Origin of the sequence: Anaerococcus obesiensis ph10, assembly GCF_000311745.1 — a bacterium.
Taxonomy (GTDB): Bacteria; Bacillota; Clostridia; order Tissierellales; family Peptoniphilaceae; genus Anaerococcus; species Anaerococcus vaginalis.
On record NZ_HE978531.1, the window covers coordinates 765,040 to 781,318 of the forward strand.

A 16,279-nucleotide genomic window follows, 5' to 3' on the forward strand; every position below is an offset into this window, starting at 1 on the left:
AAATAAAGTCATATTAGAAGGAAATTTGGTATCTTATTGCAATTATACAAAGAATTACAGCAAGTGGAACATATAAATATCTTCCTAAATTATACCAACCATCACCGTGCTTACTTTTTGCACTTTTATTTATTTCATCCATCAAATCTTCTTTTTTCATTACCCAAAACCATGAAATGGCTCCTATAATTGCTGATATTGGAAGAATATAAATTGTTACAAAATTCATCCATGCTCCCCATTTTGCTATAGGATGTAAAAATAATCCACAAACAAATACAAGAATCATTAGAACAAGTAGGACATTAATTCTTTTTAAATTTTCAAATTTTGATGTTATTGCTTCAGCAACTGTTTCTATCATTGATTGAACTGACAATACTCCTGCAAAAACTATTGCTATATACAAAATAATTGCAAAAATTCTTCCTCCAGCTATTTCTTGTAAAACTTTTGGCAAAACAACAAAAATTAATTTTGGTCCTTGTGATTGGGAAAATCCAAAAGCAAAAGTTGCTGGTAGCATTACGAAAGTTGAAAGCATAGCTGCAACTGTATCAAGGCTTGATGTGATTGTTGATGAATGAACTATATCTTCACTATCTGGAAGATAAGAACCATAAACAACCATTACCGTTGAAACAATTGATAGGGAGAAAAATGCTTGTCCCATTGCACCTATCCACAATTTTATATCCAATAATTTTTCTGGTTCTAAAGTAAAAATAAATTTGTATCCTTCTACTGCCTTATTTAAAAATGCAATTCTTACTGCAAGAATTATAAATAAAATAAAAAATAGAGGCATCATAAAAGAATTTGTTTTTTCTATTCCTTTTGTCCCATAAGCTAAGGTCAAAAATACAATAATAACTAATAAGAAATGTTCTTTTGCAAGTGCAAAATCATTTGTAGAAATTGATTCAAACCATACATTCGGATCTTGAGTCAAAAGTGATCCAGTAATTGAATCAAGAAGAGCTTTAAGTACATAAGTAATAACAACTGTATATCCAATAGCTAATAAAACTACACCAACTAAAGGAATCCACCTTATTATTCTTCCTACTCCTTCCTTATTTCTAGATTTCCAAACTTCTCTAAAAACTCCCATTGGCCCTGCTTTATATCTTCTTCCTACTGCACTTTCTGCAGAAAGACCAACACGACCAAACAAAAATACAAAGAATAAATAAGGAATCAAAAATGATAATCCCCCATTCATTCCAATTTTGTAGGGAAAAGCCCATACGTTGGCAAGTCCTACTGCACTTCCAACGCATGCCATTATAAATCCCCATTTGTTACTAAATTTCGAATTATTTTCCATTTTTTTCTCCATAAATTTTAAAAAGTAACTTTAAATACTAAAGCTAAAATTGATAAAACAATTGCTATTGGAACATAAACATATTTTCCAAGCTTGTGCCATCCTTCTCCTGCTTTTTTCTTTGCACCACTATTAACTTCTTCCAAAATTTCATCTTTTTTCCAAAAATAAAACCAAGAAATTGCTCCAATTGATGCTCCTATTGGAATTATATAAATAGAAACAAGATCCATCCATGGGCCCCATTTGCTAATAGCTTCCATATTTACACCAATCAAAAATGTTACAATACCTATTATAGTCAAAGCAGTAATTCTTTTAATTTTGTTATACCTGTGCATAAGAGATTCCGCTATAACTTCAAACATATTTTGTAAAGAAGAAATCCCAGCAAATACAACCGCAGTATAAAGAATTATAGCAAAAATTCTTCCACCTTTTATATTTTGCAATATAGTTGGCAAAACTTCAAATAAAAGTCCAGGCCCACCAGCTTGTGAAAGACCAAAAACCAAAATAGATGGAACAATTACACAAGATGACAACAAAGCTGCCAAGGTATCAAAAAATGCAGTAGATTTTGCTGCTGATAAAATGTCTTCATTTTTATCAAGGTAAGAGCCACACACAATCATTCCACTTCCTGTTACAGAAAGAGAAAAGAAAGCTTGTCCCATTGCATTTTCTATAGTTTTTAAAGACAATTTGTCAAAGTCTAACCTAAACATATATTTATAACCTTCAAGAGCATTTGGCAAAGTTAAAATAAAAATTGCAATAATTAAAAATAAAATAAAAAATGCAGGCATCATAATTTTATTAGATTTTTCTATGGTATTTGCACCCTTCAAACAAGTTAATAGTGTTACCAAAATTATTATAAAATGATAAATAACAACAGAGTAATCTTTATTAGAAAAAGATTCAAACCACTTTTTACTATTTACAACTAAAAGTTCTCCAGTCAAAGAATCTACTAAAGCTTTTAAAACATAAGAAACTATAACAGCATAGCCAATAGCTATAAATAAAGAACCCAATAAAGGCAAAAATCCGATATTTTTACTAATAAAAGAATGCTCTTTCTTATTATTTTTTGAATTTAAGGCATATTCATAAGAGCCCAAAGTTCCAGTTTCAGCTCTTCTACCTATTGCAAATTCACTTGATAAACCCACATAAGCAAAAAGAGCTACAAAAACTAAATAAAATAATAAGAAAAATATTCCACCTTCTTGGAACTTATAAGGAAAGCCCCACACATTTGCCATTCCAACGGCACTACCTACAGCTGTCAGGATAAAACCCAACCTCGATGAGAATTTTTTTTCTTTGTTCATATTTAACTCCTTTTTACTTTAGTACGCCAAGGCGTCGGCGTACTATTGAACTTGTTTCATTATATCATAAATTTATTATTTGTAAAACAAATTTCAAAAATAGTTTAAATATAAAAACAAATCATAATTTCATAAAAGTAAATCTACCAATAGCAATTAAATTTTTCTCATCATCAAAAACATCACAATCAATATTAGCTAATTTCCTACCAATTTTTTTCGCCTTACATTTTGCATAAAGATAAGAAGTCTTGCTTGCTGGTCTAAGAAAATTTACATATCCATCGCTTGTTACAAATTCTCCATCAAAATATTCCGACGCTTTTTTGCCACAAGCCGTATCAATCAAAGTCATAGTCAAACCACCATGAACAATTTTATTTATATTCAAACAATACTCTTCAATAGGAACTCTTGTAATAATTTCTCCATCATCATCTTTCACATATTCCATTTTTAAATAATCAACAAAATTCATAAAATATCCTTTCTATTTACAAATCAATTATAACATTTTCTCGATAAATCATTTAATAGTGATATAATTATTAAATGAAGGATAAATTATGATAAAAATGCTATTTATATTATCGTCCATGGCAGGAAAAACCGAGTTCGATATTAATGAAAAAGATATAGAAAAAATTTATAATAAAAAAGATTTTGAAGAAAATGTTCAAATAATTAGGACTTCTTATGAAGACCACGCAACTGATGCAGCCAAAGCCTTTATTGAAAAATATAAAAATTACAAAAAAACAATAATAGTTGGGGGAGGCGACGGCTCATTAAATGAAATTTGCAATGTGATTTATGAAAATGATTTGGCAAATACAAGTCTTGGTTTAATTCCTATGGGAACTGGCAACGACTTTTCCAAAAATTTTTCATACAAAAATTTCAAAGTAGAAAGTTTATTAAATTTAAAAGAAAAAAAGATTGATTTAATTAAAGTAAATGATAAAGTCGGAATAAACGTCTTATCCCTAGGTTTTGATACAGTTGTTTTAGAAAAAGCCTACGAATATTTAGATAAAAACCCATCTTTAGGGAAAAAAGCATATTTTTTCGGAGTCATTAAGGCATTAAAATATTTGTCTTACCAAAATTTATCATTAACTTTATATGACAAAGATTACAAGCAAATAAAACTTGAAGATGAATTTTTGCTTAGCGCTATCTGCAACGGTGGCTATTATGGCTCAGGATTTAATCCTGCCCCAAGCGCAAAAATTGATGATGGAATTTTAAATTTAGTTTATGCGAAAAAACTTCCAAGTCTCTTGTTGCCATCTTTGATAATAAGATACAAACATGGACTTTTAGAAAATTCAAAATATTTGGATGAAATAAAGGTAAAAAAAGGACAAATAAAATCAGATGAAAAAATTTTAGCAAATATAGACGGAGAAATTTTTGAAAATAAAATAATAAATTTTGAAATTATAGAAAATTGTTTGTCTTGGACTTATTTTGATATGTAATTTTAAAAGGGATTGTTGTAAAATTATGAATAATCATCATTCTACAACAGTCCCTTTTTTATATCTAACTTTCTAATTTTGACACATAAGGATTATCTTTTATATAAAATCTATACAGGTAATCTTTCGCCTCTTTGGCATAATCTATGCCAATTCTTTTTGCTTTTACTATTTCAAAATCTTTCTTGCCTTCTTCCATATAAAAATCTTTGGAAAAAATATCTTTTCCATTAAAATTTTTATCAATTTTTAAGGCTTTTGTAAGTTTTGCTGGGCCATTGCTTAAATTTTTTCTTTGATAAATCGATAGGTCTTGATAATTTTTTCCAAACCTATTTTTTGAAATCAAATCGAAATTATCCAATGGCTCAATTGCTCTCAACAAAACTGCCTCTGGTACTCCTTCTTTCACGCTTGAAATATTTAAAAGAAAATGAATCCCATAAGTTTGATAAACGTACAAAGTGCCTGCATCCATATACATAATTTTATTTCTGTCAGTTTTTTTTCCTAAAAAAGTGTGGCATGCCCTATCATTTACTCCAAGATATGCTTCTGATTCCACGATTTTAGCTCTTATAATTTGTCCATCAATTTTTCTAACTAAAATATTTCCAAGCAAATCATTGGCAAGATCTAGGGTATTTTTCCTAAAATATTTCCTATCAAGCATTGTTTTCTCCTTTATAAAAATAGCCCCTAAATCTTTTTGATTTAAGGGTTTAGTCTAGTTTTCCATTATTATTTTTTTTATATCACTTGCTTTATTTGCAATAAAATTTGCATTTTCAAATTCTTCTTTTTTTCCATAACCATAAGCTACAGCAATTGATTTTATGGATAATTCATTGCTCGCATCTATGTCATAAGACCTATCGCCTATCATAATAGATTCATTAGTTTTTAAATCATTTTCAAAAAGTAGATGTTCAATTACCTTTTTCTTTGTATTTTTATCATTAGAAGAACCAGAAATATAAGAAAAATATTGCAAAATTCCAAAATATTCTAAAATTTTCTTAGAAGATTCTTCGCCCTTGCTTGTTGCAAGATAAATATTAAAGCCTTTATCATATAAATCTTCTATTAATTCTTTAACTCCCTCATAAAGAGAAGTTTCAAACAGACCGTTTTTAAAGTAATACTTTCTATAATAATAAACTCCATCATCAGCCAAATCCTCTCCCAATTCTTTTACAAAAGAATCTCTCAAAGGTGGACCAATGTATTCATATAACTTTTCTCTTTGATAAGACTTGCCCATTTTTTCCAAAGCATATTCAAAAGCATTCAAAATCCCGCTAGCAGATTTTGAAATTGTTCCATCAAGGTCAAAAATAATATTTTTTACCATAAATCCTCCTACAACTCACATTTTATAGAGCTATTTTTTTCCATTTTCGAATTTTTGTCCTAAAAGTTCCAAAAGGTGCAACAGTATTGATGTGAATAAATTTATAAACTTCCCAAACAGCCGTTTTTGTTGCATCATCAGCCCATTTTCTCATGTGTGGTTTAAATAATTCATCATCACTCAATGAATCAAGCATTTTATAAATATCTTCGATATTTTCACTTAATTTTTCCCTTAATTCTTTTAACGATAAATGAGCATAAGTATCCGTAAAATGTTGATACAATTCCCCAAGTTGATTCCACTTAAAATATTCAGATGGCGTCTTAACTTCAAGACCTTTCTTTTCATCATCTTCCCATTTTAAAACCAATGTAGTCCATCCAACTTGATAAGCAAGGTTTTCAGCTGGAGTTCTATCAACTTCTTCAACTCTCTTATCTTTCAATTCTTCTGGAATATCATCAAATTCCGAAATATATTTTTCAAATTTCTTCTCAATTTCAGCTTTCAATTCTTCTCTATTACTATAAGTTCTCATAAATTTCTCCAAATTTTTAAATCTCTAAGTTTTTATAGAATTAATTATATCATAAATACTCATTAATAGCTTTTTCCAAGAAAAAATTATCAATATTTAAATTTTTCCAATAAAAAAAGGCTGATTATTATCAACCTTTTAAAAATTATATTAATAAATTTTTTTATCTATTTTTGCCCATATTTTCTAAATGTGAAATATATAAATGGAATCAATATTATTGAAATTAGCAAATATAATATAATTATCATTGGTATTTGCATAAATATATGACCAAAAATTTCATATAATATTGGTAGTTTTATGCAATTATATATATTTACTAACTGATCTGGTGTTATTTTAAATAAATTTTCAAATGGCAAGACTCTTCCAATAAATGGCGATACTACGAATAATATTATTGGAATACACAGGCTTAGAAGTGACGAATGTGTTTTGGATGATGTTAGCATTGTTAATACGCTTGCAAAAATGCTTCCAATATATCCTCCAATAATTATTAGCAAATATCTTTCAAAAAAAGTGTAATTATAAATACAATAACTGTATTCTAATTGAATGGGCGATTTTGCTCCGCTTACACCCATTATCGTAAAAGATATTATGCAAAGACTTAGCATTAATGCCCAATATATAATTGTTGTCATCAATAAGCCTGTTCCTATTTTTATCTTAACTCCCTTATTTTTTCCTAATTTTGTGCTAAAAAAAATCGAATCAGCTTTCAATTTAAAATCTTCAGTAAATATTCCTGATACAAGAAATGATATGCCAATAATCAATATTAATGAGTAGGTTGTTGCATATAAGCCCATAGTTATCCACGAATCGGCAGGTTCGTAATAAAAAGGAGTTTTATTTTTTGAAAATTTTTCTTTCAAATATTTCATTTTTTTCTCAGTAACTCCATATCCTTTTACCAATTTTTTTATATTTTCTTTCCTAATATGGTAAATATTTTTTGCTTTGCTGACTTCTAAAAAATCAAATTTTTCATAATCCATTTCACTTCCATAGGACAAAGTGCTTACCATAAAATCTTTTATATCCATATACTCTTGCGTATTTGTAGCATATATTTTTTCTGGAATTTGATTTTTATAAATAGCCTTAATTTTTTTATCTTTTTTTATCACATCTTCAAATACATCAGGATTTAATTTACCCGCATATTTAGATTTTTTCTCGCATAATTTTCTTGGTGCAAATATTCCATTATGGGTATTTCCATTATTATCCACAAAACTTATGCTCCATACTGCAAATATGCTAAAAGAAACTGCTATAGCAAACAAAAATATTAATAAAATTTTATTCATACGATTGCTAAGTAATAATTTTATCTCATGCCTTATCATATTTATCTCCACTTTCTGTTCTAAAATAATAGAAAAAAACATCTTCTAGAGTGATTTCAACGCATTTTGCATTGTTGTCGGGATTATCTTCTGATAAAATTCTCATTTCAACATATTCTCCACTCTCTTTTACAAAACTAATCGAATCCTTAAATTTGCTTATTACTTTATCTGCTTGATCGGATTTACAACGATAAGTCCATGCTTTATAAGAAATATTTGAACATAATTCGAAAGCACTTCCTTGTTTTATAATTTTTCCATCTTTCATGACAAATATATGTTTTGCAATAGCTTCAATATCAGAAACTATATGGGTAGATAAAAGAACAATCTTATCCTTGGAAAGCTCTCCTATTAAATTTCTAAATTTAATTCTTTCCATTGGATCAAGTCCTGCAGTTGGCTCATCAAGTATAAGTATTTTTGGATCATTTAATAAGGCTTGAGCAATTCCAACTCTCCTTTTCATTCCACCCGATAATTTTTTCATTTTTTTTGACGAATGAATCTGCATTCCCGTAATTTCTAATAATTTTTCAATACGCACTTTAGTCAATCTTTTATTTAATCCTTTTAAAGAAGCTATATAAGAAAGATAATCTTTGACACTAAGGTTTGGATAAAAACCAAATTCTTGCGGAAGGTAGCCAATAATATTTCTATACCTACCATCCATTTCAAATATATCCTCGCCATTATAATATATTTTTCCATCACTGGGTTTTAAAACTGTACATAAGATTCTCATAAGGGTAGTTTTTCCCGCTCCATTTGTGCCAAGAAGTCCATATAAGCCATTTTCCATTTCAATTGAAATACCATCGACTGCCACCATATTCCCAAATTTTTTTCTAACATTATTCAAAACTAAGCTCATTAAATTTTCCCTCCAAATATTCAGTGTTATCGTGTAAAACTTTTTGAATAAAATAAAATAATAATAAGGCACACATAATAAAGATTAAAATCCATACTATTGGTGTTATTTTTAAATAGAGATTATCATTCAAAATTATTAACATCCATCCCATATTGGCAGCCAAACAAATAATCATTGTCACAAATTGATTTAAATATCTTTTTCTAGAAAAAGCCATCATACAAATGATTGATGAAATCATAATCGGAAATACAAACTGCCCCAAAAGATCTACGACCAATATTTTTTGAATTTCTACCGCATAAATACAAAACACAGTTAAAATTCCTGTATCAATAAGTCCAAAGGCTATTAATTTAGCGGCATATACTCCTCTCAAATCAAAAAGTGAGCTTTTTTCAATTTCCATCGATTTATTTTCAATGTTTTTCCAAAGTTCTGGAATTATAAATATTACAAAAAGTGCCGCCAAAACACTCAATCCCCTTTGCATATAAACTATTTCTTTTGAAATAGAAAGCCAATATCCTGCAAAAAAAAGCAAAAGCATTTGTGCAAATAACCACTCTTTTTTCATAATTTGAATCTGCAAGGCAATAAATTCAATAAAGCCAATTCTATTTTCATTTTCCTCACTATTAATAAATTCTTTAGCTTTAAAAACTAATTTGTCAATTGCTTCATTGGAAGGCTTTTTTTCCTCAAATTCCCCTATATTTCTTAGTATTTTTTCCATTTTTTTATCATACTTGTCTATTTTTTTCATCTTTCACCTTCTACATACTTTCTTATCATATCCTTGCCTTTCCTAAGCCTATATTTTGTTAATTCTAATGAAATGCCACAAATCTTTGCAACTTCTTTTTGTTTTCTATCAAAAAAATAATATAGAATTATTACATCCTTAATATCTGATGGCAATTTTTTAACAGCTTCTTTAACATCTAAATATTCTATTTTCCTATCAGATTCTGTAAATTCCAAAAATATATTTTCAGAAAAATCTTCAATATAAAGATCTTTATTGCTTGTCTTCTTTTTTTCATCAATACATTTATTACGAGCAATTGTATATAAATAATTTAAAAGTTTGCCCTTATGTTTATAATGATTAATCGTTTTTAGAAAAGTTAAAAATACATCCTGTGTTATGTCCTCAGCCGTATTTATATCCAAAGCATGATATTTGCAATAGTTAAATATATTTCCATAATATTTTCGTATTATAATTTCAAAAGCATCACTATCGCCATTTTTTGCCCTATATATCAATAAAAAATCTACGCTCATGCCTAACAATTCTCCTCAAATAAATCTTGCCCTTTGTAATGTTTAACGATCAAAAACTACAAAAAGATAGTTTAAAAATTTAATTTAAATAAATTATCCTTTAAATTCCATCTACAAGCAAAATTTTATTTTGCAAGTATTTGAAATTTTTCAAAAAAAAGACGATAGAATTTTAATTTTCTATCGCCTAGGTTATTTATCCTATTTATTTTTATTTTACACCCATTTCAATTTTGCAAGCTATAGGTATCTCTATAAAAAATACTGTATATTGTCCAAACTCACTTCTTACTCTTATATCTCCTCCCGCATTATTAAGTATTTTTTTTACTATTGATAAGCCTAATCCCATTGATTCTTTATCAGTTGACCTAGCTTTATCCACTGTGTACAATGGATTAAAAATCTTATCTAATTCTGATTTCTCTATGCCCTTTCCATTGTCTTTAAATTCTATTATAACTGTATCTGGGTTTTCTTTTGCAATTATATCAATTTCCAATGGATTTTCTCCTCTATATTTTATAGAATTTGAAAACAGATTTTCTAATATGATTTCAAGCATCCTATCAGATAAACCTATAACTGTACTTTCTTTTATATAATTTTTATAAAAGAAATTTTCTATTTCAATTGTAAATGATTTATTTAATTCATCTACAATTCTATCCAAAGATTCTCTAGCTCTGATATTATTTATTTCTTTGTCATATATACCAAATGATGAATAATCTTTTAGTTGTTTGATTCTATTATTCAATTGTTTAATCTTTTTGTTTATTATCCTTATATATTCATCTTTTTTTTCTTGGCTATCAGCAACGCCGTCACTTATTCCATCTATATGGGCTTGTATTACAGATAAGGGAGTTGATAAGTCATGGCTTATAGATGATATCAGCTCTTCTCTTTCTTCCTTTGCTTTATTTTCTCTTTCCCTATATGATTTTAAGGATGCTACCAATTTATTAAAATTATCCAATAATTCTCCTATTTCATCCACCCTATCATTTTCTATATATAAATCATATTCCCCTTTAGATAACTTTTTGAAATTATCTAGCAAATTATATATAGGCTTTATAATAATCTTATCGACGTAAGCTAAAAATATAGTCAATATGATGGCAATTACTATAGCAATCAAGAAAAAAATTGATGTTATGGATAATAAAATACTTTTAGGTTCTTTTTCTGGTATTCCTAAGACCAACAAAAATAAAATTGGTATTAGAATGATTGTTATGACAAATACTATTAAGTTTTTTTTAAGTGATTTAGATTTCAAATTTATAACCTACTCCCCAAACTGTTAATATATATTTTGGATTCTTTGGATTATCTTCGATTTTTTGACGGAGTCTGTTTATAGTAACGGTTACAGTATTTAAATCTCCATAACTATCGAAGCCCCAGATTCTCTCATATAGTTGTTCTCGACTAAAAACTTGTCTTGGATTTTTAGATAAAAATATCAAAAGTTCAAATTCATTTCTACTTAAATCAAGATCTCTACCATCTTTTTCTACCTTATATTCTTTAGTATATATTCTGATATTTTCTAGGTCTATTATTTCAAGATTTTCCTTATTAAAAACTTGGCTTCTTCTAAGTTGAGCATTAACTCTTGCAAGTAATTCTCTTGGCCTAAAGGGTTTGGTAATATAATCATCAGCTCCAAGATCAAGTCCCTTTACCTTATCAAATTCATCAATTTTTGCTGACAAAATCAAAATCGGTATTGTAGATTTTATTCTTATATTTTGGCAGATTTCATAACCATTCATACCTGGAAGCATTAAATCTAATATTACCAAGGACGGCTTAAATTTATCAAAAATTTCTATTGCCTTATCACCTTCTGTACAAATTTCTACCTCATATAGCTCTTTTTCTAGATAATCTTTTATTATATTTGCCAAGTCAAGTTCATCTTCTACGATTAAAATTCTACTCATCCTATCCTCTCCTATTTTAATATTTCTACCCTTTTAAAATAGGAAATATTGACAAAATATAAGATTAATATACCTATTAAAGATATTGCAATATACAAGCTAAGTTCAATACCAAATTCCCCTTTTATTAAAAGAGATGGTATTTTATAAACATGTCTTACTAAAAATAAATATTTTAATTTTTCAGGACCTATTAAGCTTAGAATATAATATAAAAATCCCATTCCCATAACACTTGAAGCATTTTTTAAAACAAGACCAGCATATACAATAAACATAGCTAAACATATTAGTGGCAAGATAATAGAAATTTCACTAAAAAATACACTAACAAAGCCTCTTATTCCCTCTAACTTTACTCCTCCAAGCAAAATAGCTTTTCTATCGGAAATCAAAACTGTTCCATCATTAAGCATTATTTTACCAACTAGAAAAGATGACATTATATCAATAATCACTAAGGCTATTAGCCACATGATTATAGTTAATATTTTTGCTTTTATTAAATTTTTTCGATCTCCATTTATCATTATTGATAATTTGATAAGACCTTTTTCAAACTCTATAGCTGTTAAGTCTGATGATATATAAATCACAAATAAGACTAAAAACAAAACTGTATCCGGAACTGAAACTAAGGGAAATGACATCCAATTCATATCCGTATGAATAAATTGATTCGCTTTTACTATATGAGAAATTAAAATTATTAGAAAAAATAGATAATAAAACTTATTTTTCCTTTGTTTATATAACTCAAAATCTATAAATTTTTTCATATCTCACCCTAATATAAAATATCTTTCTTTTCTAAATAAATATTGCTTATTATTAAAAATAAAGCTAATAATATCCCGCTTGCTAATATTAGAATATTAAATTCATTAGCTGATACATTTTTTATCATTGTAAATTTTTCTCCCATACTTGTATTAAAGAAAAATATAAGACCAACAATAGAAATGATATTTGCTAGGCTTACATTTTCTATAAATAATCCTATTGACATACTTAATAAGCCGTAGGTAATTGTTGGTAAAAGAATCCTCCCATAAGTTAAGAATGTATAGATTAAATCACTAGCTTTTGTAAATCCTGGTCTTATTAAAGATAAATCACTCATGTTTTTAAAATATAGTATTCCAAATAAATAGGACAAAAGAATAAAAATTGTAGTTGCCATTATGCAAAATATAATAAAGGCGATTTGTTTGCTGACTAAATTTTTAATTCTTGACGGTTCTTTCAATATGCTCAATTTCATTGTGCCTGCTACTAGGTCCTTTGTTACTAAGGCATTTGCTAAAATTGGTATGAAAAATATTAATATTTGCATATAAATATCTAAAAGGCTAGCAGGAAAGGTATAAAAACTATCAATATTCCAAACACCTTCTTTTGGATCATACATGGTAATATTCATCCAAATTAAGAGTCCAGCTGATAATAAAAATACATATCCTATCTTTAATTTTATGATTTTCTCTAATTCATTAATAATTAATGCTTTCATTTTTCCCACCTACTTTATCAAAGAACAGTTCTTCAAGATTAGATACATTATTTCCTGAAACTAATTTTTTTACATCACCTTCTATACATAATTTTCCGTCATGTAAAATTCCAACTCTATTGCAAATACCTTCCATTTCATGGAGAAGATGGGATGAGATTATAAAAGTTTTATTAGAAGTTTTTGCCAAAGATACTATAAGTTCGTTTATATCCCTCATACCATACGGATCTAGTACATTAGTAGGCTCATCTAAAATTATTAAATATGGATTTCCTAATAAGGCATTAGCAATGCCAAGTCTTTGTTTCATACCCATGGAGTATGAAGCAAATTTATCTTTGCTCCTATCTTTTAGACCTACTAATTCAAGTAATTTATCAATATCTTTATCACTAGTGCCATCAATTAGTTTTGCCATCAATTTTAAATTTTCATATCCAGATAGATTTTCATAAAACTTAGGAGATTCTACCATAGCACCTATATTTTTAATTGCTTGATCTCTATTTTTTATTACAGACTTTTCATTTATTAAAATTTCTCCAGAATCAGACCTAATTAATGATGTAATCATTCTAATAGTAGTTGTTTTCCCCTCTCCATTTGCTCCAAGAAAACCATAAACATCTCCTTTAAACACAGTCATATTCAAATTATTTATAATCTTTCTTTTACCATAAGATTTAAATAAATTTTTTATTTCAAGTACTTTTTCGGACATAATTTCCTCCTTTGATGATTCTATTATAAGAGGTAAATATAACAAAACTATAAAAATAACATAATTTTTAACTAATTTTTGAATAACAATCAGTAATATTATTTTAATTGGTCTTTTAATTTCATATTAATGATACGAAACTAGTACCACAATCTTCGCAAGCCCTAGCATTGCAATGGCATTATTACAAGTCCTGCTATTGTTATTCTTAATAAAAAGATTTGGTTATTTTATTTAAATTGTTTGTATTACCATCTTCTAATCCTGCACCAATTGCAGTTACAAGTGTCTTTAACACTCCAACTCCAGCTGTAAAAAATTCCATATTATTCCTTCTCGTTTTCTTTCTTATTTTCTATTTTGTTAAATGATTTAACTATAAAATTCTTGTAGACCTTATTTCCTAATTTTCAGTATAAAAAAAGACGATATAGTTTTTAATTTCTATCGCCAGTGATTATCTAATATTTATTTTTCTTTAAACTGATTCTATTGTATAGCTTAATAATTCTATTAATCCAATTATAAAAATTAAACTGGGATTCATTACAAACCCCAGTTTCATAATTAGCGTGTTCTTTTAATATAATTTTGATCCTGCTGGAATATTATTATCCAACATTATTAAGTTAAGTTTTTCTTCTCCGTCGTACTCACAAATTGCAGATATAATCATACCTTCTGAGTCGATTCCCATCATCTTGCGAGGAGGAAGATTACAGATAGCAAGTAGTGTCTTTCCAATTAAGCTCTCTGCACTGTAATATTCCTTAATACCAGATAAAATAACTCTTTCTTTTTCAGAACCATCATCTAATGTAAATTTCAAAAGTTTTTTTGACTTTGGAACTTCTTCGCAGTTCTTAACTTTTACAACTCTAAAATCAGATTTTGAGAAAGTTTCAAAATCAACCATATCTTCAAATAATGGTTCAACTTTCACTTTTGAAAAGTCGATTTTTTCTGTCGTAAGTTTGTCGTAAGTTTCGTAAGTTTCTTTTGATGAATCGCTATTTTCTGCCTTTTCTAAGCCTATTGGCTTCATTGTTGGGAAAAGTAATACGTCTCTTATTGAACGTTGACCTGTTAATATCATTATTAATCTGTCAATTCCAATTCCAAGTCCACCTGTTGGAGGCATTCCTACTTCAAGAGCATTTACAAAATCGTAATCCATCATGTGTGCTTCATCATCGCCTGATTCTCTTTTTGCAACTTGATCTAAAAATCTTTGTTTTTGATCAACTGCATCGTTTAATTCTGAGAAGGCATTTGCAATTTCTGCTCCGTTTACAAAAGCTTCAAACCTATAAGTTAAGCTTTCGTCATCATTTTTTCTTTTTGCAAGTGGAGATATTTCTACTGGATAATCAATTACAAATGTAGGTTGAATTAATTTATCTTCAACGAATTCATCGAAAAATTCTGCAATTATTTCGCCTCTTGTTGATTTTACTTCTACATTTTTTTCTTTAGCAATTTTTACTGCATCTTCGTATTCTGTAATTTCATTAAAATCTACTCCAGAATATTCTTTTACAGCATCAATCATAGAAATTCTTCTCCAAGGAGTTTTTAATTCAATTTCTTTGCCATCAAATTCTACAAGGGTAGTTCCTTTTACTTTGTTTGCTACTTCTTCTACCATTGTTTCTGTAATTTCCATCATGTCTTCAAAATCGCCATAGGCTTGATATAATTCCATTGTTGTAAATTCTGGATTATGAGTTGCATCCATGCCTTCGTTTCTAAACATTCTACCTATTTCATAAACCTTATCGAATCCACCAACAATTAATCTTTTTAAATAAAGCTCTGATGCAATTCTTAAATACATTCCAATATCCAAACTATTGTGGTGGGTTATAAATGGTCTTGCACTTGCTCCACCTGCAATTGTATTTAATATTGGTGTTTCAACTTCCAAAAATCCTCTATTCTCTAAAAATTTTCTAATTTCAGATATTATTTTACTTCTAAGTACAAAAACATCTTTTACTTCTGGATTTACAATTAAATCTACATATCTTTGCCTGTATCTTATATCAGGATCTTTTAGTCCATGCCATTTTTCTGGTAAAATTTGCAAAGATTTTGTCAAAAGATCTGCGTGTTCTGTTTCTATAGAAATTTCGCCTTGATTTGTTTTGAAAACTTTTCCTTCTATTCCTATTATATCTCCAATATCATATCCTTTTGTTTCTTTGAAATTATCTCCCATGATATTTTTACGGTTTACAACTTGAATTTGTCCAAGAGAATCTTGAACATCCATAAAGCTCATATTTCCATGGCCACGTCTTGCCATAATTCTTCCAGCAACTCTTACGATTTTTCCTTCAAATTCTTCAAAATTATCTTTTATATCTTCGGATAAGCTTCTATTTCTAAAATTTACAATAGCGTGAGGGTTTTTTCCTTCAGCTTTTAATTTTTCAAGCTTTTCCCTCCTAATTTGAAGCATTTCATTAAGATCTTGATTTTTATTAGCCATATTTACT

17 protein-coding genes and 1 pseudogene are annotated in these 16,279 nt (G+C 28.0%); 1 reads left to right on the forward strand and 17 read right to left on the reverse strand.

Features of this window, described 5'->3' with window-relative positions; genetic code table 11:
• Positions 1-13 precede the first annotated feature (13 nt).
• From HGAG_RS03900 to HGAG_RS03910, 3 genes are all read right to left on the reverse strand, one after another.
• Entirely contained in the window at positions 14-1,330 is a 1,317-nt protein-coding gene (locus HGAG_RS03900) for a sodium-dependent transporter (RefSeq protein WP_019118005.1), read from the reverse strand.
• Positions 1,331-1,347: 17 nt separating this feature from the next.
• Positions 1,348-2,670 (reverse strand): sodium-dependent transporter, encoded by a 1,323-nt coding sequence (locus HGAG_RS03905; RefSeq protein WP_019118006.1) that lies wholly within the window; start codon positions 2,668-2,670, stop codon positions 1,348-1,350.
• Between the two features lie 121 nt (positions 2,671-2,791).
• Positions 2,792-3,148 carry a PaaI family thioesterase gene (locus HGAG_RS03910; protein WP_019118007.1) on the reverse strand — a complete coding sequence of 119 codons (357 nt, stop codon included), beginning with the start codon at positions 3,146-3,148 and terminating at the stop codon, positions 2,792-2,794.
• An 88-nt stretch (positions 3,149-3,236) separates the two neighbouring features.
• On the opposite strand from HGAG_RS03910, the gene HGAG_RS03915 reads away from it, so the two are divergent.
• Complete coding sequence (locus tag HGAG_RS03915; RefSeq protein WP_019118008.1) at positions 3,237-4,154, forward strand: diacylglycerol/lipid kinase family protein; 918 nt, start codon at positions 3,237-3,239, stop codon at positions 4,152-4,154.
• Between the two features lie 64 nt (positions 4,155-4,218).
• Here HGAG_RS03915 and HGAG_RS03920 read toward each other — a convergent pair whose 3' ends face one another.
• The 14 genes and pseudogenes from HGAG_RS03920 to lysS all read right to left on the reverse strand — a co-directional run bounded on the left by HGAG_RS03920 (position 4,219) and on the right by lysS (position 16,272).
• Positions 4,219-4,827: a DNA-3-methyladenine glycosylase gene (locus HGAG_RS03920; RefSeq protein ID WP_019118009.1), complete on the reverse strand. Its 609-nt coding sequence runs from the start codon at positions 4,825-4,827 to the stop codon at positions 4,219-4,221.
• Positions 4,828-4,881: 54 nt separating this feature from the next.
• The gene (locus HGAG_RS03925) at positions 4,882-5,508 is read right to left on the reverse strand and encodes an HAD-IA family hydrolase (protein WP_019118010.1); all 627 of its coding nucleotides are present in this window, start codon (positions 5,506-5,508) and stop codon (positions 4,882-4,884) included.
• Positions 5,509-5,530: 22 nt separating this feature from the next.
• A complete protein-coding gene (locus HGAG_RS03930; RefSeq protein ID WP_019118011.1) occupies positions 5,531-6,049 on the reverse strand; it encodes a ClbS/DfsB family four-helix bundle protein in 519 nt (172 codons plus the stop codon).
• Positions 6,050-6,216: 167 nt separating this feature from the next.
• Positions 6,217-7,410 (reverse strand): ABC transporter, encoded by a 1,194-nt coding sequence (locus HGAG_RS03935; protein ID WP_019118012.1) that lies wholly within the window; start codon positions 7,408-7,410, stop codon positions 6,217-6,219.
• A complete protein-coding gene (locus HGAG_RS03940) occupies positions 7,397-8,290 on the reverse strand; it encodes an ABC transporter ATP-binding protein (RefSeq protein WP_019118013.1) in 894 nt (297 codons plus the stop codon). The genes HGAG_RS03935 and HGAG_RS03940 overlap by 14 nt, the downstream gene beginning before the upstream one ends.
• Positions 8,271-9,059 (reverse strand): hypothetical protein, encoded by a 789-nt coding sequence (locus HGAG_RS03945; protein ID WP_019118014.1) that lies wholly within the window; start codon positions 9,057-9,059, stop codon positions 8,271-8,273. Before HGAG_RS03945 ends, HGAG_RS03940 begins: the two co-directional genes overlap by 20 nt.
• Positions 9,056-9,583, reverse strand: coding sequence for an RNA polymerase sigma factor (locus tag HGAG_RS03950; protein WP_019118015.1), 528 nt, complete (start codon positions 9,581-9,583; stop codon positions 9,056-9,058). Before HGAG_RS03950 ends, HGAG_RS03945 begins: the two co-directional genes overlap by 4 nt.
• Positions 9,584-9,794: 211 nt before the next feature.
• Entirely contained in the window at positions 9,795-10,871 is a 1,077-nt protein-coding gene (locus tag HGAG_RS03955; RefSeq protein ID WP_019118016.1) for a HAMP domain-containing sensor histidine kinase, read from the reverse strand.
• Entirely contained in the window at positions 10,861-11,541 is a 681-nt protein-coding gene (locus HGAG_RS03960; RefSeq protein ID WP_019118017.1) for a response regulator transcription factor, read from the reverse strand. The genes HGAG_RS03955 and HGAG_RS03960 overlap by 11 nt, the downstream gene beginning before the upstream one ends.
• 11 nt (positions 11,542-11,552) lie before the next feature.
• Positions 11,553-12,320, reverse strand: a complete 768-nt coding sequence (locus HGAG_RS03965; protein ID WP_019118018.1) for an ABC transporter permease — start codon at positions 12,318-12,320, stop codon at positions 11,553-11,555.
• 8 nt (positions 12,321-12,328) lie between these two features.
• A complete protein-coding gene (locus HGAG_RS03970) occupies positions 12,329-13,054 on the reverse strand; it encodes an ABC transporter permease (RefSeq protein ID WP_019118019.1) in 726 nt (241 codons plus the stop codon).
• On the reverse strand, positions 13,035-13,778 hold the full coding sequence (locus tag HGAG_RS03975; RefSeq protein ID WP_019118020.1) for an ABC transporter ATP-binding protein: 744 nt from the start codon (positions 13,776-13,778) through the stop codon (positions 13,035-13,037). The genes HGAG_RS03970 and HGAG_RS03975 overlap by 20 nt, the downstream gene beginning before the upstream one ends.
• Positions 13,779-14,104: 326 nt before the next feature.
• Positions 14,105-14,188: pseudogene (locus HGAG_RS11470) on the reverse strand (single-stranded DNA-binding protein); the annotation flags it as partial.
• Positions 14,189-14,358: 170 nt separating this feature from the next.
• Positions 14,359-16,272, reverse strand: coding sequence for a lysine--tRNA ligase (gene lysS / locus HGAG_RS03985; protein ID WP_019118022.1), 1,914 nt, complete (start codon positions 16,270-16,272; stop codon positions 14,359-14,361).
• Positions 16,273-16,279: the final 7 nt, after the last annotated feature.

Excerpts from the sequence above, each read along its gene's own strand:
- HGAG_RS03900 (WP_019118005.1), bottom strand. The coding sequence starts at position 1,330 with ATGGAAAATAATTCGAAATTTAGTAACAAATGGGGATTTATAATGGCA.
- HGAG_RS03905 (WP_019118006.1), bottom strand. The coding sequence starts at position 2,670 with ATGAACAAAGAAAAAAAATTCTCATCGAGGTTGGGTTTTATCCTGACA.
- HGAG_RS03910 (WP_019118007.1), bottom strand. The coding sequence starts at position 3,148 with ATGAATTTTGTTGATTATTTAAAAATGGAATATGTGAAAGATGATGAT.
- HGAG_RS03915 (WP_019118008.1), top strand. The coding sequence starts at position 3,237 with ATGATAAAAATGCTATTTATATTATCGTCCATGGCAGGAAAAACCGAG.
- HGAG_RS03920 (WP_019118009.1), bottom strand. The coding sequence starts at position 4,827 with ATGCTTGATAGGAAATATTTTAGGAAAAATACCCTAGATCTTGCCAAT.
- HGAG_RS03925 (WP_019118010.1), bottom strand. The coding sequence starts at position 5,508 with ATGGTAAAAAATATTATTTTTGACCTTGATGGAACAATTTCAAAATCT.
- HGAG_RS03930 (WP_019118011.1), bottom strand. The coding sequence starts at position 6,049 with ATGAGAACTTATAGTAATAGAGAAGAATTGAAAGCTGAAATTGAGAAG.
- HGAG_RS03935 (WP_019118012.1), bottom strand. The coding sequence starts at position 7,410 with ATGATAAGGCATGAGATAAAATTATTACTTAGCAATCGTATGAATAAA.
- HGAG_RS03940 (WP_019118013.1), bottom strand. The coding sequence starts at position 8,290 with ATGAGCTTAGTTTTGAATAATGTTAGAAAAAAATTTGGGAATATGGTG.
- HGAG_RS03945 (WP_019118014.1), bottom strand. The coding sequence starts at position 9,059 with ATGAAAAAAATAGACAAGTATGATAAAAAAATGGAAAAAATACTAAGA.
- HGAG_RS03950 (WP_019118015.1), bottom strand. The coding sequence starts at position 9,583 with ATGAGCGTAGATTTTTTATTGATATATAGGGCAAAAAATGGCGATAGT.
- HGAG_RS03960 (WP_019118017.1), bottom strand. The coding sequence starts at position 11,541 with ATGAGTAGAATTTTAATCGTAGAAGATGAACTTGACTTGGCAAATATA.
- HGAG_RS03965 (WP_019118018.1), bottom strand. The coding sequence starts at position 12,320 with ATGAAAAAATTTATAGATTTTGAGTTATATAAACAAAGGAAAAATAAG.
- HGAG_RS03970 (WP_019118019.1), bottom strand. The coding sequence starts at position 13,054 with ATGAAAGCATTAATTATTAATGAATTAGAGAAAATCATAAAATTAAAG.
- HGAG_RS03975 (WP_019118020.1), bottom strand. The coding sequence starts at position 13,778 with ATGTCCGAAAAAGTACTTGAAATAAAAAATTTATTTAAATCTTATGGT.
- lysS (WP_019118022.1), bottom strand. The coding sequence starts at position 16,272 with ATGGCTAATAAAAATCAAGATCTTAATGAAATGCTTCAAATTAGGAGG.